General features: G+C 35.7%; 21 protein-coding genes. 7 read left to right on the plus strand and 14 right to left on the minus strand.

All coding sequences use genetic code 11. The features are described 5' to 3' along the window. Nucleotides 1–1,533 (plus strand): GH3 family acyl-acid amido synthetase, encoded by a 1,533-nt coding sequence (locus GILLI_RS15860; RefSeq protein ID WP_006990137.1) that lies wholly within the window; start codon nt 1–3, stop codon nt 1,531–1,533. A 4-nt stretch (nt 1,534–1,537) separates the two neighbouring features. On the opposite strand, the gene GILLI_RS15865 is transcribed toward GILLI_RS15860, so the two are convergent. The 3 genes from GILLI_RS15865 to GILLI_RS15875 form a co-directional block, all read right to left on the minus strand. Continuing rightward, nucleotides 1,538–2,131: a hypothetical protein gene (locus tag GILLI_RS15865; RefSeq protein ID WP_156798684.1), complete on the minus strand. Its 594-nt coding sequence runs from the start codon at nt 2,129–2,131 to the stop codon at nt 1,538–1,540. A 234-nt stretch (nt 2,132–2,365) separates the two neighbouring features. Then, on the minus strand, nt 2,366–2,557 hold the full coding sequence (locus tag GILLI_RS15870; protein WP_006990139.1) for a cold-shock protein: 192 nt from the start codon (nt 2,555–2,557) through the stop codon (nt 2,366–2,368). A gap of 216 nt (nt 2,558–2,773) precedes the next feature. Further along, nucleotides 2,774–3,253, minus strand: a complete 480-nt coding sequence (locus tag GILLI_RS15875) for a DUF4168 domain-containing protein (protein ID WP_006990140.1) — start codon at nt 3,251–3,253, stop codon at nt 2,774–2,776. A gap of 271 nt (nt 3,254–3,524) precedes the next feature. On the opposite strand from GILLI_RS15875, the gene GILLI_RS15880 reads away from it, so the two are divergent. Together GILLI_RS15880 and GILLI_RS15890 are read left to right on the plus strand one after the other, a co-directional pair. Beyond that, entirely contained in the window at nt 3,525–4,466 is a 942-nt protein-coding gene (locus GILLI_RS15880) for a L,D-transpeptidase (protein ID WP_006990141.1), read from the plus strand. A gap of 175 nt (nt 4,467–4,641) precedes the next feature. Then, on the plus strand, nt 4,642–5,397 hold the full coding sequence (locus GILLI_RS15890; protein ID WP_006990142.1) for a hypothetical protein: 756 nt from the start codon (nt 4,642–4,644) through the stop codon (nt 5,395–5,397). 106 nt (nt 5,398–5,503) lie between these two features. Here GILLI_RS15890 and GILLI_RS15895 read toward each other — a convergent pair whose 3' ends face one another. From GILLI_RS15895 to GILLI_RS15910, 3 genes are all read right to left on the minus strand, one after another. Then, the gene (locus GILLI_RS15895) at nt 5,504–6,313 is read right to left on the minus strand and encodes a Cof-type HAD-IIB family hydrolase (protein WP_006990143.1); all 810 of its coding nucleotides are present in this window, start codon (nt 6,311–6,313) and stop codon (nt 5,504–5,506) included. Between the two features lie 332 nt (nt 6,314–6,645). Then, nucleotides 6,646–7,002, minus strand: a complete 357-nt coding sequence (locus tag GILLI_RS15905; protein ID WP_006990144.1) for a phage holin family protein — start codon at nt 7,000–7,002, stop codon at nt 6,646–6,648. A gap of 76 nt (nt 7,003–7,078) precedes the next feature. Continuing rightward, complete coding sequence (locus GILLI_RS15910) at nt 7,079–7,714, minus strand: SanA/YdcF family protein (RefSeq protein WP_006990145.1); 636 nt, start codon at nt 7,712–7,714, stop codon at nt 7,079–7,081. Nucleotides 7,715–7,888: 174 nt separating this feature from the next. Here GILLI_RS15910 and GILLI_RS15915 point away from each other — a divergent pair, with 174 nt between their 5' ends. Further along, nucleotides 7,889–8,518: an NAD(P)H-dependent oxidoreductase gene (locus GILLI_RS15915; protein WP_006990146.1), complete on the plus strand. Its 630-nt coding sequence runs from the start codon at nt 7,889–7,891 to the stop codon at nt 8,516–8,518. Nucleotides 8,519–8,546: 28 nt separating this feature from the next. Here the strand turns inward: GILLI_RS15915 and ribB are convergent, their stop codons facing one another. From ribB to GILLI_RS15940, 5 genes are all read right to left on the minus strand, one after another. Then, entirely contained in the window at nt 8,547–9,695 is a 1,149-nt protein-coding gene (ribB, locus tag GILLI_RS15920; protein WP_006990147.1) for a 3,4-dihydroxy-2-butanone-4-phosphate synthase, read from the minus strand. 38 nt (nt 9,696–9,733) lie between these two features. Next, nucleotides 9,734–11,179, minus strand: a complete 1,446-nt coding sequence (locus GILLI_RS15925; protein ID WP_006990148.1) for an LptF/LptG family permease — start codon at nt 11,177–11,179, stop codon at nt 9,734–9,736. Between the two features lie 2 nt (nt 11,180–11,181). After that, nucleotides 11,182–11,826, minus strand: coding sequence for an outer membrane lipoprotein periplasmic chaperone LolA1 (gene lolA1 / locus GILLI_RS15930; protein ID WP_006990149.1), 645 nt, complete (start codon nt 11,824–11,826; stop codon nt 11,182–11,184). Between the two features lie 10 nt (nt 11,827–11,836). Then, on the minus strand, nt 11,837–14,218 hold the full coding sequence (locus GILLI_RS15935) for an FtsK/SpoIIIE family DNA translocase (protein ID WP_006990150.1): 2,382 nt from the start codon (nt 14,216–14,218) through the stop codon (nt 11,837–11,839). A gap of 1,451 nt (nt 14,219–15,669) precedes the next feature. Further along, nucleotides 15,670–16,716, minus strand: coding sequence for a response regulator (locus GILLI_RS15940; RefSeq protein WP_006990151.1), 1,047 nt, complete (start codon nt 16,714–16,716; stop codon nt 15,670–15,672). 308 nt (nt 16,717–17,024) lie between these two features. Here GILLI_RS15940 and GILLI_RS15945 point away from each other — a divergent pair, with 308 nt between their 5' ends. From GILLI_RS15945 to GILLI_RS15960, 3 genes are all read left to right on the plus strand, one after another. Then, nucleotides 17,025–17,411, plus strand: a complete 387-nt coding sequence (locus tag GILLI_RS15945; RefSeq protein ID WP_006990152.1) for a hypothetical protein — start codon at nt 17,025–17,027, stop codon at nt 17,409–17,411. A gap of 58 nt (nt 17,412–17,469) precedes the next feature. Next, complete coding sequence (locus GILLI_RS15950; RefSeq protein ID WP_006990153.1) at nt 17,470–17,733, plus strand: zinc ribbon domain-containing protein; 264 nt, start codon at nt 17,470–17,472, stop codon at nt 17,731–17,733. 166 nt (nt 17,734–17,899) lie between these two features. Then, nucleotides 17,900–20,410 (plus strand): cation-translocating P-type ATPase, encoded by a 2,511-nt coding sequence (locus tag GILLI_RS15960; protein ID WP_006990155.1) that lies wholly within the window; start codon nt 17,900–17,902, stop codon nt 20,408–20,410. Between the two features lie 102 nt (nt 20,411–20,512). Here GILLI_RS15960 and GILLI_RS18460 read toward each other — a convergent pair whose 3' ends face one another. The 3 genes from GILLI_RS18460 to GILLI_RS15970 all read right to left on the minus strand — a co-directional run bounded on the left by GILLI_RS18460 (nt 20,513) and on the right by GILLI_RS15970 (nt 22,609). Continuing rightward, a complete protein-coding gene (locus tag GILLI_RS18460; protein WP_006990156.1) occupies nt 20,513–20,689 on the minus strand; it encodes a hypothetical protein in 177 nt (58 codons plus the stop codon). 155 nt (nt 20,690–20,844) lie between these two features. Further along, on the minus strand, nt 20,845–21,846 hold the full coding sequence (locus tag GILLI_RS15965) for an MlaD family protein (protein ID WP_006990157.1): 1,002 nt from the start codon (nt 21,844–21,846) through the stop codon (nt 20,845–20,847). Between the two features lie 7 nt (nt 21,847–21,853). After that, nucleotides 21,854–22,609, minus strand: coding sequence for an ABC transporter ATP-binding protein (locus GILLI_RS15970; protein WP_006990158.1), 756 nt, complete (start codon nt 22,607–22,609; stop codon nt 21,854–21,856). Between the last annotated feature and the right edge of the window lie 14 nt (nt 22,610–22,623).

A 22,623-nucleotide genomic window follows, 5' to 3' on the forward strand; every position in this document is an offset into this window, starting at 1 on the left:
ATGGCTATAGTAGGATCCATTATAAAAGGAATTATAGATCTAAGAGATAAGATCGTTTCTGAGCCTGATGCAGAAGAAGCACAGCTGGAAGTATTGATGAGCCTGCTAACCAAAGCAAGGGATACGGCTTTTGGAAAACACTATGGTTTTGAAGAAATACTCCGTTCTGAAGATATTAAAAAGACCTTTGCTGAAAAGGTTCCATACTTTGATTATAATAAATTGAATACCGAGTGGTGGTATAAACTACATGAGGGGGAAGAGAATGTTACCTGGCCGGGCAAACCACCTTATTTTGCATTGAGTTCCGGGACTACCGGTAAATCCAGCAAACGAATTCCTGTGACGGAGGATATGCTTGATGCCATCAGGAAAACCGGAATTAAACAAGTGGGTGCTCTAAGTAATTTTGACCTTCCTTCAGATTTTTATGAAAAAGAAATCATGATGTTGGGAAGTTCTACAGCACTTCAGGAAGAAGGAGACCATGAGGAGGGAGAGATAAGCGGAATAAGCGCCGGCAACATTCCATTTTGGTTCCGGGGATTTTATAAGCCTGGGGAAGAAATCTCAAAAATTGAAGAATGGGATGAAAAGGTTCAACGAATAGCAGAAAATGCTAAAAACTGGGATATAGGTGCATTAAGTGGGATTCCATCTTGGATGGAGCTTATGCTTAAAAAAGTGATTGAATATCATAAGGTCGAGAATATTCATGAAATATGGCCCAATTTACAGGTTTATACAACCGGTGGTGTTGCTTTTGAGCCGTATGAAAAAAGTTTTAACGCTTTGCTGGCTAAGCCCATTATTGTGATTGATACATACCTGGCTTCTGAAGGCTTTCTTGCTTTTCAACAAAGGCCGGATACCGACGCGATGAAGTTGGTGATTGATAGTGGTATTTATTTTGAATTTGTACCGTTTAAAGCTGAATATATCAATAAAGATGGTTCTATAAATGATAAAGCCCCGGTAATTTCATTGGACAGGGTCAGGGAAAATGAAGATTACATTTTATTGATAAGTACGGTTTCCGGTACCTGGAGATATCTTATTGGCGATACAATTAAGTTTACAGACGTAGGCCGGCATGAGATCAGGATCACAGGTCGCACAAAATTCTTCTTGAATGTAGTAGGATCACAATTGTCGGTGAACAAAATGAATGATGCCCTAAGGGAGCTGGAAAATAAATATGATATAAAAATTCCGGAATTTACACTTGCAGCGGTAAGAATAAATGGAGAGTTTTATCATTCCTGGTATCTTGGAACTGAAACCCAAGTGAGTGATGAAGAACTGGCCAAAGGTCTTGATGAAGCTTTGAAGGAAGCGAATAAGAATTATAGGGTTGCAAGGTCTAAAGCACTAAAAGGAGTAAAGGTGAAAACTATTTCTCCAGAACTTTTTCAGGAATGGAGCGGCTTAAATAAGAAAAAAGGAGGGCAGGTGAAGATGGAAAAGGTAATGAATGAAGAGAAATTCGCGAAATGGGAAGCATTCATACAAAAACAAGAAAACGAATCGTAAATTATTATTCTCCTTCCGGTAAATCCGGTATTGGGAGTTTGTCTACCAGCAACAGGATCTCGTCGGGGGATAAGTATAAGCGTTTAATACGGGCTTTATAGCGTTCAGAAAGATGTGCGTGATTAAGGATAAAATCTTTCGTGGCTAAAATATAATCGCCCATTCCATGGTTTACTGCAAATGTATCGGCTGCTCTTTCCGCCTCCTTTATAAATCCACGAGAGGTTAAATATTTAATTCCAAATATTAAAAGGTTGAATCCGCTTCGTTCCTGGTAATCCATCACGTGCCCCAATTCATGGCCAATCCATCCTATAAGGACTTCGGAAGGGATTTCTGAAATCTCAAATTCTTCATTTTCAATATGAAAACTTTCACTGATCATTATCAAATAAGATCTGTCTTTTTTATTTTTAAAAAGCCCTGAAAATTTTGGTTGAGCTTGCATGAAGGATTTCTTAATCTTTTTTTTAAACCTGAATTCGATAGGGGTTTCTCTTAAATCAGGATAATGGGAAAGAGCAATTTGCACCTCTTTTGCAATAGCTTCTGGTACCACCTTGTTTTCAAAGATCATACTGCTGTCGTTATTTTTCATATTTAAAGTAGAACCGATGGTTGAAGAACACAAAAATAAAAATACGAGAGCGAATAACAAGTTTAATTTGCTATCCTCACGTGCTTTTATGTATTGTTGATCCCTTATAGCTGTTGTTTTTCTAAATGTAGATTTATTTTGAAATCAATAGTGTAAAATTATGAAACAAAAAAAAGCCTTACACATTGTGTAAGGCCTAAACTTTCATAAGTATAGTAACTATATAAACTAAGCCTAAGCTTGTTTCACGTTTACTGCATTTAATCCTTTTCTTCCTTCTTCAAGATCGAACGTTACTTCGTCGTTCTCTCTAATTTCATCAACAAGACCATTTGCGTGTACAAAATATTCTTTGTTTGATTCTTCGTCTGTAATAAATCCAAATCCTTTAGAGTCGTTAAAAAATTTGACAGTTCCTTTGTTCATTATATATAAATTTAATTTGAGCAAATATAAAACTTATTATTGAACTAGGAAACATTACGTCACTTATTTTTTAAAATATTTTAAAATACTGAGTAGATTTAATAATTTATATGTCCTAAATTCACGATTCCTCATCGAAATCTAAAATTTTAAGCGTAAAAAAAGCTGTGCAAAGACAGCTTTTTAAAGAGTTTGATTTTACGTTGGTGATTTAGACTAACCCATCAGTATTTTTTGAAGTCGTTGCTGCAATTCCTGGTCAGCTTGCATTGCAGTTGCAATCTCCTGGTATCGTTCAATACTAAGTCCTGAATCTGTTATTAGCGATTCCATCTGTTTTTGAAAATCAACCTGCATGACCTCAATTTTTTCTACAGCTTTCTCATGCTTTTTGATATCTTCTGGCGCTGCATCCACTTCGGTATTTTCTAATTTAGCCTTATGAATTTTGTTAAACGTAGCAACATCCATTTCTTCAGCTTCAATAACCGCCATCATTTTACCTTGAATATCCTGGTTGGCTACTTGAAGTCCCTGAAATACTTTTGCGAATTTATTTAATTCTGCATCACTTACGTCAATCTGGCTCTGATTTTGCTGTTGCGGTATCGGAGCCGTTTGAGCGAAAGATAAAGTCGCTGTTAGCATTCCAGCTGCCAGTAACATAGATTTCAATTTCATCGTTTTAAGCATCATTTTTGTTTTTAATTATTAAATAAAGGTTGGCAAGCTATTGGTTTTATAAGATACGTCCAAGATATGTTTGTTAAAATTAGACTAACTTTTAATTTAAGAGGTTCTAATTAATGATTAGAATCTATTCAACGCTGCAGAATAGGAAAGAGATTAGGTTTAGCATTGTTAATTATTATCTAAGTGTGCGTTACAACTCACAGTTTATATCGACTTTTGGTGGAAATATGAATATCTGACAAATTATTTTATAGTTGAAAACTATTTATTGAAAATGAACATTTTATTAAGTAAAAAATCCCCCGTAATTTTATTGATAATTAGTTGTATTCTAATTATTTCTTCATGTTCACGAGGCTCTTCAGATAAGAATATTAAAGAAGAGAAGTTTCCTTTAGAAAATGACAGTGTGGTTGTCAAGGAGGTGATAAAGGAACCTGAATATATAATTAGGTATAGACTGGATTCCCTGGTAAATGAGAAACAAATTGATAGTTTTAGTACCCGGTATTCATACGAGGAACGGAAGCTGATCTTTGCTTTAAACAGGCTGGATCCAACCCGCCTACAATTAGGAATGAATTTGCTCATCCCGGACACTTTATTCGATGATATTAATAAATATTCTCCTTTTCCAGAAGAATTGGATATTTTGGATTCTATCCCTAAGGCTGTATTGATCTCCCAGAGAATTCAGGGTTTTGCACTTTATGCAAAAGGGAGACTTGTAAAATGGGGTCCGGTTAGTTCCGGAAAGCAATCAACGCCAACACCAAATGGATTGCATTACGGAAATTATAAGGCGAAAAAAAAGATAAGCACGGTTAATCCGGACTGGCTGTTGCCATATTATTTCAACTTTATGAATTTTGAAGGGGTGGGAGTTCACCAATATTCTCTTCCCGGATACCCAGCTAGTCATGCTTGTGTACGATTGCGTTTGGAAGATTCTCAATTTATTTATGATTGGGCGAACCAATGGGAACTTGATAAAACAGGACAGAAAATTGAAAGGAATGGTACCCCATTTATAGTTTTTGGAGAGTATGATTATACAAATCCTGTTCCCTGGCAAAAACTTGGTCGGGATGCAAAAAGCAACCATTTAACAAAGGAAGAGCGTGAAACTTTGATACAATATTCCCGAGAATTTATGAAAAACAAAAAAAACTTTGAGGATCCTATGGAGCAAGAGGAGTTTTTGGTTTCAAATTAAATCAGGTTTTATCCAGCAGATGGCTTTGGTTTCCCTACACCCGCCAGTCTGTACGGAAGGGATTTCATCGAAATTCCGGATAGCTTTTCCTGATACATACCATACCTTTTGAAACTGCTTCGGGGTAATTAACTTCATTTTTCCTGATATTTGTAACTTGCATAAAATAAGCACCATGAAATTATTCAAAACTATCAGATTTCTTTGTTTAATATTCCTATTGATTTCTCCCGAAATTCTTTCAGCTCAGGAAACATCGATTATGATAAGGGTTAAGGCTAAAGATGCAAAATTTATAGGAAGCTCCATGGGAGGATCCAGGATTATTGTAAAAGAGCATGTATCAGGAAGAATTTTGGCAGAAGGATATACATCCGGAAGTACAGGGAATACGGATAGAATCATGAAAGATCCTATCTCCCGGAACATCCAACTTTCAGATGACCAGACAGCCGGATTTATAGCCAAATTAAGTATTGAAAAACCTGTTTTTGTTACCGTTTCGGCCTATGCTCCAATAGATAATAGCGTAAAATCGGAAACACAGCTATGGTTGATCCCTGGAAAAGATATTACGGGAGATGGTTTAATTCTTGAAATTCCGGGCTTTAAAATTGATGTTTTGTCTCCACAGCTTCACGAAAGTATAGGTGCGGATAATGAAATTGAAATTAGAGCAAATATAATTATGATGTGCGGTTGCCCTCTTACCGACGGCGGAGTATGGAATTCAAACCAATATGAAGTTGAAGCTCTTATTTATAAAGATAAAAAATTGGAGAATACAATTCCAATGCAAATCACAGATAAAGCAAGTACTTTTTTGGGGAAAGGAAAGCTTTCTCCAGGCAATTATGAAATTGCCGTCTATGCCTATGACCCGGTAACAGGAAATACCGGTTTAGGGAAAACAAGTTTTATTGTTAATTAATATTTAAGCTCACCAGTAGGTTTAATTGCTATACCTGCCCATTTCAGGCGCATGCAGAAAGTCTGAATATTTCTTCTTATTACATTCTCCTAATCATTGTAATGTATTAGGATTTTTCACTTAGTTCTTCCAAAAGGCCAAGTTGAGCAATTGTTTTTAGAACGCCGTTTTCATTATTACTGAATGCTGTGATGAACTTGCTTGCAAGTATAATTTCAGGGTGTGCATTTTTCATTGCATAACTATTCGTTGTATTCTGCATCATTTCCAGGTCGTTAAGGTAATCTCCAAATACCAGCGTTTCCTCCGGAGTTATGTTTAATTCTTTTTGAATCCCTTTTATTGCATTCCCCTTATTGGCAGTGCGCGATGTGATATCAAGAAAGATATCGGCAGCGATGGCTACTTTAAAATCATTTTCAAAGGATTTGAAGGAATGATAACTATTTGCTTCCACCCCCCGATAATCACAAATAGTCACTTTTAAGATAGTATCTTCTACCTCTTTAAGATCTTTAACAACTATGAGCCGCTCATAATATTGTTTAATTTCCCTGATGAATTCCTCATCGTTATATTCGATATAAGCCGATTCTTTTCCACAGAGAATAAGCTGAGTATCTTCGAGTTTTCTTCCAATGTCAATAAATTCTCTGGCCGCTTTGGCGTCTAGAGAATTTATGTAAAGTTCTTTACCCTTGTGCAAAACGTAGGTGCCATTTTCAGCAAAAAATAACATCCGTTCTTTTATTCGCTCAAATTTTGATTCCAGATTATAAAACTGGCGACCGCTGGCAACCGAGAACATAATTCCTTTTTTTGTAAGTTCTTCCTCTATTTTCCAAAAGTCGGGATGGATTTCGTGTTGATCATTCAACAAAGTGCCATCCATATCGGTAACTATCAGTTTTATCATATTTTTAATCTCATCATCAGTGAATATAATTCCAGAAATCTGCCTTTTTCATTCGAACTGGGTTTTATCAAAAGTCAGGATGTTTTGTCTTTCACCATTCTGCTTTATCCTGCCCTAAGCTTATGTTTTCGCCGCAAATATAATGGTTTAAATTTTTCTTTTGAAGAAGTGCAAATCAGGTTTAAAGAGGAACCAGGAGAATTTGGTATAAAATAAATTAATTAATGGTCTCCAACAAATTGTTGGAGACCATTATTAAGAATTGCATCCAAATGTCGAATATTACATTCTTTTATATAGCTCCTGAGCTAGCTTGTAGGTTATTGGTTTTTTTAGAACAAAATCGCATCTACAATTCCTCCAACAATAGCCAGGATGATTGCAAGCCAAAGGGAGGTTAAAAAACCAATGGTTTTAAAATCTTTGCTTAGTTTATCTGCAAGTTCAATAATGATTGCATAAACAATAATTCTAATTACAAATCCCAATCCTAAGAAATAAAATATTCCCAGGGTGCCTATATGAAAAATTGCTGTTAGAATCCAGCTTAAAAGAAAACTGAGGATTCCAATAATTAGCGCAACGAATATTGCAGATTTAAATCCTTTTAATTCTACTTTAGGCATCATTTTGGCCGCTGCCAATAATACCAGGGAATCAATAATTAGATGAAGAAGCCACTGAAGCATAATACTGGTTTAAAAGTTAGTTTTATAAATATAGAAAATAAAATTAGCTAAATAGCGCTTCTTTTTTGATTAAGGATTAATCGTTATAAGGATTTTTTAGGGTCGTAGGTCCCTGATCGATTATGATTTCCCACACTGCTTTGAGGTTAGCGAGTTTTTCTCTAAATAAAAGTTGGTTCGAAGGTTTATAAGTCCTTGTTTTAGCGATATAACCAGTATAATTTAAATCAAGATTTTGGGCTATAAAAAGAGTGCGTGGCAAATGAAATTCCTGAGTGACAACAATTGCATCAGAAATATTAAAAACCGCTTTAGAACGATACATACTGTCATAAGTGTCATATCCTGCGTGGTCTAATAGTATTTTATCTTTGGGAACTCCTTTTTCTATAAGGTAGTTGCTCATAGCATCCACTTCGTTATAATCATCGGTTTTATGATCTCCACTTAACAAAAATTGTTTTGCTTTATTTTGCTGAAACAATTCAAAACCCGCATCTATCCGGTCTTTTAAAATGGGAGAAAGTTTACCATCAGAAAATACACTGGCTCCCAGAACTATCACTGTTGAGGAAGTTGGAACCATCTCTATTTCATCGTAGATTAATGCTTTGGTGGAAGCCCCGATGTATTTGTATAATCCCCAAAGTATGCCTAACGCCAGAAGGAGGATTGCAGGGATTAAAATCAGGATTTTTTTGAGATTTTTCATTAGGTTGTTTACCAAGTGAAGTAAAAACGCGTTTTGTCCAAAAGTAGTACTTTCAGAAGCATGGAAGATAAGGGAATATAGTATTCTGACTATGTCCTATTGAGATAATTTATTCCCGGAACACAAACTTGGTTAAAGTATTGCTTAAATTTACAGATTGAAAGAAAAGTATTTATGAAAACTATTGAAGCCCTGCAATGGCGTTATGCCACTAAAAAATTTGATGACACGAAAATTCTTCATGAAGATAAAATTGAAATTCTCAAAAAAGCATTTAATTTAACAGCTACTTCTTATGGACTTCAGCCTATTAAACTGGCGGTTGTTCATAATAAAGATATTCAGTCAAAACTGGTTGGTTTTTCTTTTAATCAAAAGCAGGTAGCAACGTCTTCTCATGTTTTTATTATATGTATCGAAAGAAAAGTAGATAAAGAATTTATTGAGAATTATTTCAATAATGTGCATAAGATACGATCTACCTCCAATGAGATCCTCGATCCATTTAAAAATTTTTTAATCGGTGATTTTGAGAATAAGTCGGTTGATAAAATTACCAGCTGGGCTATTAATCAGGCGTACCTGGCGCTTGGCACTTTATTAACGGTTTGCGCAACTGAGGGTATTGATGCTTGCCCAATGGAAGGTTTCGATCCTGGAAAATACGATGAACTGTTGGGTCTTGATAAAATGAATTTAAAATCGGTATTGGTACTTCCCGTTGGTTACAGGGCAGAAGACGATTTGTTTCAGGATTTAAAAAAGGTACGCCGGCCCTTATCCGATGTGATCATTGAGTTTTAGTTCCGATAAAGAAAGAATAGAAACTGATTTAGTAGTTAACGTATTCGGTTATTTCCAGGCCGTACCCTATCATTCCAACCCTTTTGGTTTGACGCGTATTGGAGAGTAATCTAATTTTATGGATTTCAAGATCGTGAAGAATTTGTGCTCCAATTCCAAAATCCTTATTATCCATGATAACCGGAGGGGCTTTCATCTCTCCTTGTTTTTGAATTTCTTTTAATTCGCCTAGTCTTGAGAGCAGGTTCAAGGATTGATTTGCCGGATTTATAAAGACAATTGCACCGCGGCCTTCATCATTGATGGCCTGGAACATATCATCCAGTTTTTTATCGGCATTATTTGTAAGCGTGCCTAAAATGTCATTATTGATAAGTGTGGAATTCACTCTTACAAGAATTTCTTCATCTGCTCTCCAGGACCCTCTTGTTAATGCAAGATGAACCTGGTTGTTCGTGGTTTGTTTGTAAGCCCTTACCCTAAAGGTTCCAAATCTGGTTTGGATATCGAAATCCTCCTTTTTCTCGATTAGGGAATCATGGTTCATCCTATAGGCAACCAAATCTTCAATGGAGACAAGTTTTAAATCAAATTTATTTGCGACTTCTATCAATTGCGGCAGTCGTGCCATCGTTCCATCCTCATTCATGATTTCAACAATCACTCCTGCAGGTTGAAACCCTGCAAGTCTTGCAAAGTCAATTGCGGCCTCTGTATGCCCGGTTCTCCTTAGAACACCACCTTCTTTGGCTTTTAGCGGAAATACGTGGCCTGGCCTGCTTAAATCCTGTGGTTTGGTTGCTTGATCTATAAGGGCCCGTATGGTTTTTGCACGATCTGCGGCAGAAATTCCCGTAGTAACACCTTTTCCTTTTAAATCTACGGAGATGGTAAAAGCAGTTTCCAAAGGATCTGTATTAGTTCCTACCATCATTTCCAGTTTCAGTTCTTTGCAATGTTGTTCTGTAAGTGGAGCACAAATCAAACCTCTTCCGTGGGTAGCCATGAAATTGATCATTTCCGGAGTAACCATTTCAGCAGCTGCAAGAAAATCTCCTTCATTTTCTCGATCGATATCATCAACAACAATAATCACTTTGCCCGCTCTAATATCGTCTATGGCTTCTTGAATAGAATGTAATTTAATGGATTGATGATTTTCAGTAATCTGAGCCATAGTTTTAAAATATTTTTAAGGCTGCAAAGGTATTTAATCTATTTTGTTTCCTTCTTACCTGAGCTTAATTTTTTGATCAACTTCTGGAAAGGTCGCAAAAAGTTTTCAAATGCAAGCAATCCCTGGTCTGTGGTTGCACGGTAGGTAAAGAAAATTCCAAGTGGAAGCATAACCAATGTAGAGAGCCAGGTTGCAATAAATGGACTCATAGATCCTTCCTGTGCACTATTTTTAGCAAAAATTCCAATAAAATGATAGGTGAGGAACATTAGAATGGCAATAACCATTGGTAATCCCATTCCGCCTTTTCGAATGATAGCACCCAATGGGGCACCTACAAAAAACAATACGATGCAGGCAGCACCCAAAGCATATTTTTCATGCAATGCGATCTCAAATTTATTGAGTTGTTTGGCACTGGTTTTAAATTCCTGTTTTTTGATGGTGATATTCGATATACCTGCGTTAACCGTTCCCAATGCCAGATTTACAATCTTTAAACCATTGTCTGTTTCATATAAATCCAGGATGGGGTTTTCAATTTTAAGGAGGGTGGTATCTTTAGGTTTCAGGTTTACAGCGAATAGTGTTGCACCAGTTCTACGATACATAATATCGGCAAATTTATTCATCTCCTCATTGTAAGAATTGGACAAAGAATCTATACTTTGGTTGAGTTCAGAAATTTTCAGCATTCCCTGAGCATTCCGGTAATTTTCATCTTCAAGGTCTACATTGTTGAAGGTTGATAGATCTATATTAATGACGTATTCTTCAAAATAACTTTTAGTGAAAGGCTTATTGGCGCGTTTGGTAGGGTCGTTTTGCTGAATTTCATCGTAATAATTCCCGTCTCTCAATATCAACGAAAGTATTTCAGAATCTGTACTTCCGGCCAATTCTCCCTTATTAGCTTTAATTACTGTGTAATTGCCTCCGCGACTGGATCTTTGATGAATGATAACATCATTCAGAAACTGATCGTTATCTCCGGTTTTTTTATCAACCTTAATATTGAAATTTCCTATTTCATTAAAAATCCCTTCCGAAATGGCCATCGCAGGCTTCAATTGAGCAATGTTTTTACGGAGATTGATGGATTTAAATTCGGCTGCGGGAATGACGTTGTTTGCAAAAAAGAAAGCGATTAAACTTACAAAAACAATAAAAAAGGTAAGACTTCTCATAGCCCTTTGCAGGGAGATACCGGATGATTTCATCGCGGCAAACTCATAGTTCTCTGCAAAACTTCCAAAGGTCATTATGGAAGTTAATAAAATGGTTAATGGCAAAACAAGCGGAACCAGTTTAGGGGAAAAATAAAGCAGGAATTTCATGATAATTCCTACGTCCAGATCTTTACCTGCAAGTTCACCTATGTACAACCAGATTGTCTGGAGTACAAAGATGAACATCAGTATTGTAAAAACTACAATGAAGGTTTTTAAATAACTTACCAGTATATATCTGTCTAATATCTTCAAAATTAATCCATGCGATTGATGTAATAGTCTTTATAACGGTCTTCACCAAAACTGAAAAGATTTTTCGCTAATGGTTGATTTGTTTTAAAACTTTTTACAGTGATAGTGATTTTTGTTCCATTTTCCTGCGTTTGGATCAAATTGTAAATATGTTTTGTCTCACTGTCAATACCCAAAAGGATATTTTTTACATCGGCATTGGAGTCAATAGGAGTAAGGTTGATGTATTGAATTTTTCTTCCCTTTATATCCTGGGCGATATCCCATTTGTAGGTGTATCCATCTTCGTAAAATGTAAACATTTTAGAAGGGGTGATATTATTTTCATCTTCTTCTACATAGGTGGAAATATTTATTTCCTGATCTTCCGGAATAATGGTGTAGATCTTTTTACCATCGAATAACTGGGTGGTACCCATTAGGTTCAACACATATTTTTCGCCATTGATGCTAACATCTCCCCGGGTTTCCTGACTTACATTTTCTGAAGCATTTTCAAGCGAATATTTAAAGTCTATCACCATATTATCATAGGATTTGACTTTGGCAGAAACTTCGTTTAATAGTTTTTTTGCCTTATCTGAATTCTGGGCATTTATTGAGAAAACGCTCATTATAGCAAGTATAAGAATGCTTATTTTTTTCATTTTGATTTTTTTAATTGTTGATCTCATCATTTAATAATCTATCCAGCGATACCATATCAGAGATCAATACCTGTCTTGCTTTGCTTCCTTCAAAAGGGCCTACTATTCCGGCTGCTTCCAGTTGGTCTATAATCCGACCCGCTCTATTGTAACCTAATTTCAGTTTTCTTTGAAGCAAAGAGGCAGATCCCTGCTGGGCTACTACAATTGTTTCGGCAGCTTCCCGAAACAATTTATCGCGCTCACTCACATCAATATCAAGACTTGTGCCACTCTCCTCTCCATCGTATTCCGGCAGTAAGTGAGCATCTGGATAGGCTTTTTGAGATCCAATAAATTCCGTGATCTTTTCGATTTCCGGGGTATCTACAAATGCACATTGAAGTCTGATTAAATCATTTCCCTGGGTAAATAACATATCTCCCCGACCAATTAACTGATCGGCTCCCGAACTGTCTAAAATTGTCCTGGAATCTATTTTGGAGGTTACTCTAAAGGCGATTCTTGCCGGGAAATTAGCTTTTATAATCCCGGTTATCACGTTTACAGAGGGCCTTTGGGTGGCGATGATGAGGTGAATTCCTATGGCCCTGGCCAGTTGGGCCAAACGAGCGATGGGAGTCTCCACTTCCTTTCCCGCAGTCATAATTAGATCTGCAAATTCATCAATAACCAAAACGATGTAGGGAAGGAATTTATGTCCGTTTTCCGGATTTAGCTTTCTTGCTTTGAATTTTACATTGTACTCTTTGATATTCCGTACCATTGCATCCTTGAGAAGGTTGTAGCGATCATCCATCTCAATACATAAGGAATTAAGCGTGTTTATCACCTTTGCATTATCGGTGATTATGGCATCATCTGTATTTGGTAATTTAGCCAGATAATGACGTTCAATTTTATTGAAAAGGGTTAATTCCACTTTCTTGGGATCTACCAGTACAAATTTTACTTCTGCAGGGTGTTTGCAATATAGAAGCGATGCAAGAATTGCATTTAATCCAACAGATTTTCCCTGACCTGTCGCGCCCGCCATAAGTAAATGCGGCATTTTTGCAAGGTCTACAACAAAGGTTTCGTTGGAAATAGTTTTCCCAAGTGCCAGGGGCAGTTCCATTTCAGCATTTTGAAATTTTGGGGAAGCTATTACAGAACGCATAGAAACTATCGTGGAATTTTTATTTGGCACTTCAATTCCTATGGTTCCTTTTCCCGGGATAGGTGCAATGATCCTAATACCAAGGGCCGAAAGGGAAAGCGCAATGTCATCTTCCAGGTTTTTAATTTTGGAGATCCTAATCCCTGCTTCGGGTACAATTTCATATAAGGTTACCGTAGGCCCAACAGTGGCTTTTATTTGTGCGATTTCAATTTTGTAATTCTTAAGAGTTTCAACAATTTTATTCTTGTTTTCCTCCAGTTCTTCCTGATCTACTGTAATTCCTCCGCTATTGATATTGTAATCTTTAAGAAGATCTATGGTAGGCCACTTATAGTTTTTAAGTTCAAGAGTAGGATCAAATTCGCCAAAATCCCTAATGAGTTTGCTGCTAAGAGTATCAATTTCCTGTTCCTCTTCCTCCGGGGTTTCCACTTCCATTTGTACTTCAGCTTCGGGAGAAGCAACCTTGGATTTTGATGTCTCTTTTTTCTTTTCTTCTGAAATTGAAAAGTCTATTTTGGTTTTAGGTTCTTCTTTAATTTTTCCCTTCTCCTTAATCGCTTCAGATACCCAGTCTTTTTCTTCTGAAGTAATCTTTGCAGACGGATTTGAAGAATCAAAATCTGTTTTGATCTCTTTTTTCTGATTTTTGAGGTATTGACCCACCATTTCCGGGGAAATTTTAAGGCGAATTGCGAGATAAGTGATTAGAAGGAAGGTGAGGAGCAATAATGTTCCTACAAATCCTATATAATCCTGTAAATAATCATTGAGTTCAAATCCTATACGGCCACCAAGAAGCCCACTCTGTTCAGCAAAAAAACCAAAGAAAACAGCCCACCAAAGCATTAATAAGACTCCCCAAAACCAATATAAAAACAGATTTTTTAGTTGATATCCAAAAAAAAGATAAACACCGGATACCGTAATAAGTCCGGCAACTATAAAAGCAGAAATACCAAAACCCTTATAGATAAAAAAGTCACTAATGGCAGCTCCAAATTTGCTCATCCAGTTTTTGGCGACCACCTCCCGGTTTCCCAATTCATTCAAGGTACTTTGATCTGCCTGCCAGTTGAACAAGAATGAAATGAAGGCTATAAACAAAGCAATTCCCAGGAGCATTAAAAAACTACCCAAAACCACTTTTTGCTGCCTGCTTATTTTAAAGCCAGGTTTTTTGGACTTGGTGGTACCGTTTTTTTTTGGAGAAATTTTTTTGTTGGCCATAAATTGTGATGGAAATTTTCGCAAAAATACAAATTAGCATTTGTCTAAAATAGAGAAAAGAATATGAATCTTCCAATAAATAAAATTGAGAAGTATAACATCAATTGTAATGATTTATTTTAACGCAGACGTTCAATTTCTCATTGAAGGTTTAACCCGCCTGACCGTCGTGCAGTTTCCCGTTCCAATAGCTACCGGGATGCCTCGAATTTTCAAAAGGATTTCCCTCCCGATAGCGGGACATATCCCGCGGGTCTGCCCGAAATGAATTTCATTCAGAAGGACCTACCCTTACCGTTCGGGCGGGTATGCCCCGAGGTTCTTGATTGGATATTTGCCTCAATTTCAAAAGTTACTTAGAATTTTATTTTGGAATAACATTGATCGATAAAGAGATCTTTTGATACCTAACATGGATTGATCCCACCATTGGTTTAATTCCTGAATTCGAAGAAATTTAGTAATACTGAAACTTTTGGTTGTATGTGATCGGGGATCTTTCTATAAATAAGGGGATCTTTCTATAAATAAAAGGAGCAGAAAATTAAAATTTTCTACTCCTTTTGGAGTTTAAGGTTTCACTTACGTAATCATTAAGGGTTAAAAAGTCCCTCTATGAATTTTTAAATTCACGATTAAACTGTGTTTTGTTAACTCCGCTATTTGATGTCTTTAATGCACATTATGAATGAATCAAAAATTCTTTTTAATTCATGTAGAATGCCTTAGATTCTACTAAGTAACGTTGAATTAAATTGCAAAAATATGATATATCTCATCTTTTTAAATTTTAACATTTGACCTATTTAGATCCCAAATTTTCAAAATAAATTCAAAAACTTATATAAATAGAAACGGGAAGCCAAAGCCTCCCGTTTCCTTAAGAAGATATTAATTTCACTTTTAATCTAAACATTTTATGGAGGTCAATATCATTACAACAAGTGCAATATTTTGAGTCTCCTTTTAGAGCGTCTTTATTATCTTCTAAACTTGATTTTTTACTCCTAATGGCACTAAAAAATCAAATATCAATTTCTTATAAACTATACTATTTTCAATAGAACTAAATTAATCCCTTATGTCTTTTAAATCAATGATATAAATCATATTTAAAATTTTTAACATTTTCTGTCAATCTATATATTATTTCAACCATTGAAATAATCCCAAGTCATAAAATAAAAAAGCAGGAAAATTTTATTTCCTGCTTTTTATTAGAGTTTTAGTGCCACTTAAGTAACCATTACAGATCATTTAAATCCTCTATGAATCGTTAAATTCGCGATTAAACTGCGTACTATTTACTCCTGAAATTTGATCTTTTTCTTCCCCCAAAATACTCAAAACCAAATTTATTTTTTATGAAATACTAAGATAATATGCTTTCTATTAAAAAAATATGATATATCTCAACTATCTAAAATTTAACACATTATTTTTTTTAAATTTTATTTGACAAGGTATAACTTCTGTAAATTTAAAATTTTAATATTTCTGCCATCAATATCGATTAACCGGTCCTTTTTCAATAACGAAAGACTTCTAATAAGACTTTCCGTAGAAATTCCCGCAACGCTTGCAAGATCACTCCTTGAAATATTTATAGAATCGTGCTGATTATCCTGCATTTTTGCGGCAAATTTTAAAATGGTATTACTGGTTTTTTTCAATACGGAAGCATAGGCCATTTCTAATAAATGCGATTTTAATGTAGTGAGATTATCTGAAAGCAACTCTGCTAACTCCATTGTTAAAAGTGGGTTGTGAGACAATATTTCCCTGAAATGTAAATTTGATATTCTGTAAGCCAGTCCATCTTCCAGGGCAGTAGCTGTTTCCGAATAACGGGCAGGATTATTAAATGAATAAAACCCGAAGAGATCTCCGCTTTTGTAAAGACCAGTTATAAGTTCTTTGCCATATTCGTCCATTCGGTAATTTTTAACCATACCTTTTTCTGTTAAATAGACATAATTGGCATTTTTTTGTTCCTTATAGACCAATTTATTTTTGCTTAAAATAATGTCATCTCCCAGGGATTTAATATAAGTTTTGAATTCAGAAAGGGAAGCCATTTTATTTTCAGCAGGATCGGTGGTTTGCTGTTTTGGAATACCCCTTACAAATGCCAGTTTTTTCAAACGGCTATCGATGCTGTTTAGAAGATCACTTTCTTTAAAAGGTTTACTTATATAATCATCGGCACCCAGGTTCATCCCGGTTCTTATATCCCTTTCCTCCGATTTGGCCGACATAAATATGAAAGGAATTCTTTTGGTGGTTTCCTTTCGGTTTAACACATTAAAAACTTTGTACCCATCCCATTTTGGCATCATAATATCACAAACAATAATGTCCGGTCGGTTTTGAATAGCGATTTTAACCCCGGATTTACCGTTTTCTGCAGCCAGTACATTGTAATGTGATAATTGCAATATTTCGGTGGTATTCTCTCTTAATAGTTTGTCGTCTTCAATTAGCAATACAGTTTTCATCTCCCCTTTTTTAGAAAATTTATAGAAATATGCCAGAATAAATAAAATAGGGGTAAATATTACTTTCGGTGGGGTTTTGAAAGTTGGGGGAAAAGAATAAATTCAACATTTTAAATATACACAGTTTTTTTATTTCCTTGGCATTTTTTTAAGAAATATATTAATTCGTAAATACCCGTGTTTACTGGATTCCACTTTTTTAATTTAAATTGGAGAGCTTCTAAAGTGATATTTGTCATATAATTTCTTGTATCTTCAAAGTACTTTTAAAGCAAATATTAATTTAATTATTAAAAAAAATTTAATCGATGCAGGGTGTTCAAAAATTATATCAAAATCTGGGAAAGTTATTTTATGCTGTAGCTGCTTCAGACAAAGTGGTTCGTGAAGAAGAAAAGAAAACCCTAAAAAATATTGTTAAAGAGGATTGGGTGAGTGTGGATGATTTTAAGGATGAATATGGAACAGATGCGGCCTATCTTATCGAGACCATTTTTGATTGGCTTGATGAGAACCAACCTTCGGCTTTCAGTGCCTTTGAAGATTTTAAAGATTTTAAAAAGGACCATGAAGAATTCTTTACCCCCGGGATTAACAAATTGATATGGAAAACTTCCGACCAAATAGCATCCTCATTTTCAGGAAAAAATAAGTCGGAATTGATTATGCTTTCTCAATTAAAGGCGATCCTTTAAAATCAAATTAAGATAAAGCGAGCATGTTCGAATGTCCGCAAAATAATACTATGAAAAGATGAAACCAGTTATTTGTCAAAGTTGCGGATTACCTTTTACCATTGAAATTAGTGGAACAAATCGAGATGGATCTAAAAATATGGATTACTGCATCAATTGTTTCAAAAATGGTGAATTTGTGGATCATTCCTTAAGCCTTCATGAACTAGAGATCAAACTTCTTGAAATGGCTGAAATTCACAATGAAATTTCTTTGGAGGAAGCTCAACAGATCATTAGGATACTACCGGATTTAAAAAGATGGAAAATGAGCAGTATTTAATTTTAGTATTTAGTTTATTTTCCGGTTGCCTGCCTGTCCCGGGCGGGCGGGATTTCATGGTAATTCCGGATGTTACTTTTTTTAAAATGGGGATGAGCTATTCCTGGTTAACTTATTTTTTGTCCACACACTATGAAATCATTTACCTTCCTGATCTTTTATCAAAATGAAAAAAGAAAACCCGTTCTCTTTCAAAGGTCTTTCTGCGGAAGAGGTAAAGGTATCCCGACTAAAACATGGAGAAAATTCAACTAAAGATAGGGATTCAGGGTATTTTCTTATAGCTATAAAGGAGATTGTGCTGGAGCCTATGTTTGTTTTACTCGTGGTAACCTCTACCATTTATTTTATACTTCAAGAATATACCGAAGGCTTTTTTTTATTAGGTGCAATTATCCTTATTTCTGCTATTTCCTTCTTCCAAAATGCACGAAGTCGTAAAGCACTTAGCGCCCTTAAAGAATATACGCAAAGCCTCACTTCTGTTATTCGGGATAATAAGATTACCAAAGTGAAGTCAGAAGAAATAGTTGTGGGAGATATGGCTGTTATAAGTGAAGGAGAAATGATTACCGCGGACGGAATAGTCCTTCAACTCAACGATTTTTTAGTAAATGAGTCTATACTTACCGGGGAATCTTTCAGTGTAACAAAAGGAATCGCTGCAAATGAAGACTGCAATGTTTATCAGGGAACTTCCGTAATATCCGGACAATGTGTTTTTAGAGTAGCCCGGGTTGGGCGGAATACAAAATTGGGTGTAATAGACGCTTCCCTAGGTGATATTCACAATATTAAATCTCCATTACAAAAACAAATTTCAAGGTTTGTAAAACAAATGGCGCTCTGGGGAGTATTTATTTTCCTGTTGATTTGGGGTTTAAGCTACTATAACTCCCGGGATCTTTTGGAAAGCCTTCTAAAAGGTTTAACCATCTCAATGTCCGTACTTCCGGAAGAGATTCCAGTTGCTTTTACAACTTTTATGGCACTTGGAGCCTATAGATTAATGAAACTTGGAATTATAGTAAGGCATACCCAAACCATAGAGACCCTTGGTTCGGCTACTGTACTATGTACAGATAAAACCGGTACCATTACCCAAAACAAAATGGATTTGTATAAATTATATGACCACACAACAAAAAAAATATCTGATAAAAAACAATGGGGTAGCCCGGAATCTCGTAAAATTATAAGCATAGGGATGTGGGCAAGCGAATCGGTCCCTTTTGACCCCATGGAAAAATCCCTACACGCAGCATATCTAAAATATGCGGGAAAGGATGAACGCAGTTTATATAAAATGATCCATGAATATCCATTGGGAGGCAAACCACCTATGATGACCCACATTTTTGAAAATCATTCAGGGGATCGAAAAATTGCTGTAAAAGGTGCTCCTGAAGCCGTTATCGCTCATTCAAATCTAAATCAGGATGAAATCGATGAAATTTTGAAGGAGGTTTCCAATTTCGCTTCTCAGGGTTTGAGGGTTCTGGGGGTAGGAGAAGCACATTTTGCTGGAAACAATTTTCCTGAAACTCAGGAGCAATTTGATTTTGAATTCCTGGGGTTACTCGGTTTTTACGATCCACCCAAAAAGAACATTAAAAACACCCTGGATACTTTGTACGAAGCCGGAATTAAGATCAAAATTATTACCGGCGATAATACCTTAACAACCTTAGCCATTGCAAAACAAGTAGGCTTCAGGAATGAAGCAGGAGTGATTACAGGGGAGGAACTAATGAAACTTTCTAATGCTGATTTTGATGAAAAAGTACTAAATACTAGTATTTTTACACGTGTATTTCCGGAAGTGAAATTAAAAATAGTCCATAGTTTAAAAAATCAAAATCAAATTGTGGGAATGACCGGAGATGGGGTGAATGATGCCCCTGCATTAAAGGCTGCCCATATAGGGATTGCTATGGGGAAAAGAGGATCTGATATTGCCAAAAATTCCTCCTCGCTAATTTTATCCGATGATGATTTTGGTAAAATGGTGGATGCAGTAGCGATGGGGCGTAAAATCTACTTCAATCTTAAAAAGGCCATTCAGTACATCATTTCTATTCATATTCCCATCATTTTAACAGTAGCTCTTCCCCTGGTTTTGGGATGGATCTACCCTGTGATTTTCACACCAGTTCATGTGATTTTTCTCGAATTAATAATGGGGCCAACCTGCTCTATTATTTATGAAAATGAGCCCCTGGAAAAGGATGGATTGAAAAAGCCACCGCGCTCTATAGAAATCACATTTTTGAGATGGAGAGAGCTTTCAAGAAGTGTTTTACAGGGCTTGATCATTACCGCAGGATGCTTGTTAATTTACCAATTCTCTATTCAAAATTCTTATGGGGAAACACTCACTAGAACCATGGTTTTTAGCAGCTTAATTTTTGCTAACATATTTCTAACACTGGTGAATAGATCGTTTTATTTTTCGATGTGGAGCACTTTCAGAAATAAAAATCCATTGATCTGGATAATTATTGCAGTGAGTTTTGTTTTGTTGCTAGTTATTATCTATCAGCCTGCGGTAGCGTCATTATTCAAAGTAACCCCATTAAATTTTTATCAGTTCATAATTACCGTTGGAGTTGGATTTGCAAGCGTTATCTGGTTTGAAATTTATAAATGGGTTATCCGGTTAAGGATATTGAAATAAAGTGTTTTAGCTGATAATTGTCATTTTCAAAGGGAAACCTATACAATATTTTTAGGCTAAAGATAATCGGAATCATCATCTCCTATATAAGCCTTAATTAACCTAGGGAAGAATATTTTCATCGGGCCCAAATCCAATATTATAGGTTTTTTTAGCATTCTTTAAAAGGTTTGTAATCAAAAATTTGATTTCGGTATTCCAGAGAATACTTTTCTCTACCACTGTCTCTTTCGAGGTTTTATACTCATTTATGAGCTCTTCAAGATGCTCTATCTTCATAGGTAGATATTTATTGTTTTCTTATGGGCGTATGTAATTCGCATATCTTCATTGGTGTTTGTATCGTGTTCGCGTCATGCTCATTTCATAGGAATTCCCTTTTAACTTCTTAATTAATTTTCAATAATCAAGTTGTAAATCAATTTTTTGAAGACTCATCGCCTAATGGAATCTTCATTTATATTTAAACGCTGTTCACGCCTTTCCTGTTTTCTGAAATAACCCCGGAATAAAAAACTTTGTTTTACAGCTTCCATGATCTCGTCTAATTTCTCACTTCCCTCTTCTGTATTCCGGATGGTACTATCAAGATTATTTACAAAAGTGGTATCCTGCACTAAATAATTTATAGCACCTTCCCCATCTCTTAAATTCGCGGAGAATTCATTTAAATTTGTGGATATGGAATTAATTTCTTGAGAAGATAGCTCCAGGTTGTCTATGATATTTTTTATTTTTTCTTTAGATACTGTATCACTTAGCAGTAATCCGGCAACACTTTCCTGATAGTCAATTTCAGAAAGAATGTTGTTGAGCTTATCTATAGACCTTGAAGCAGCCTTGCTCGTTCTTTGAAGGTTTGCAATGCTCAACTTTATGTTGGTCACCAATTCTTCATCCTTAAGCATAGTGCCAAGAAGGCCTTCACCATTATTTATTGAATTTGTGATTTTCAGTAGGTCGGCAGTTAGCAAGGCTGCATTTTCATTGGTGGTATTCAGGGTGGTTAACATGTCTGCAGTTGCGATCTTGCTAATAGATTCTATAGTATCCCCAGATTTTATAAGCCCATTTTCCAGGTTATCCCCCGGCAAGATGTTAACGATCATACTTCCCACCAATCCATCCGACCCAATAGTTGCTTGAGCGTTTTTCCTTATAAGGCTTGCAGTTTTTACTTCAACTGCCATATTAACATTTATGGCGGTATCATTAAGGATTGTGATCTCCTTCACAGTTCCTACATTTACTCCTGCAAATCGTACATTGTTTCCCAGTTGAAGCCCTGAAACATTCTTAAAAACAGAATTTATTCTTATGGTTTCACCAAAAAGATTCTGTTTACTTCCAATAAAATATACTCCAAGTGAAAAAAGGATTATTCCTATAACTACAAATATGCCTAATTGCACATTTTTTGATGTATTCTTTCTCATAATAAAGTTATTTAAAAAATGCTTTTATCTTGGGATCCTTCGAATTGGACAATTCCTCAAAAGTTCCTTCAACATAATTTATTCCATCCAGCAAAAGGATCATCCGGTTTGAAATAACTCTTGCACAATCCACATCGTGCGTGATTATTAGAGACGAAGTATTGTATTTATCCTGAATTGTCTGCATCAGTTCTATAATTTCTTTTGAAGTTATAGGATCCAATCCGGTAGTAGGTTCGTCATATAAAATTATTTGAGGCTGAAGAATCAATGCTCTGGCAAAAGCTATTCGCCGTTGCATTCCTCCGGATAGCTCTTCAGGCATCTGATCAATCGTATGCTCCAATCCAACATTTCTAAGGGCTTCCATCACCAATTCATCTGTATTTTTCAAATCGAACTTATCGGTATGCCGTCTAAGAGGAAATTCCAGGTTTTCCCGTACGGTCATGGAATCATAAAGTGCACTGCCCTGAAATAAAAAACCAATTTCTGTACGCAATTCATCCATTTCCTGGTGGCTCAAAGTGGAAATATCTTTCCCTAGGATCTTAATATTTCCGCTATCCGGCTGCATTAAACCAACCATGCATTTTATCATTACCGATTTTCCAGAACCCGATTTGCCCATCATAACAAGGTTTTCACCTTTATACAACTCAAGGTTAAAGCCATTCAAAACCTTAAGATCACCAAAGCCTTTGTAAAGGTCTTTTATTTCAAGTACAGCTTTGCCCGTATTATAGGAAGTATTTTTTTTCATAGATATCAAATGTT

The organism is Gillisia limnaea DSM 15749 (genome assembly GCF_000243235.1).
Classification (GTDB): domain Bacteria; phylum Bacteroidota; class Bacteroidia; order Flavobacteriales; family Flavobacteriaceae; genus Gillisia; species Gillisia limnaea.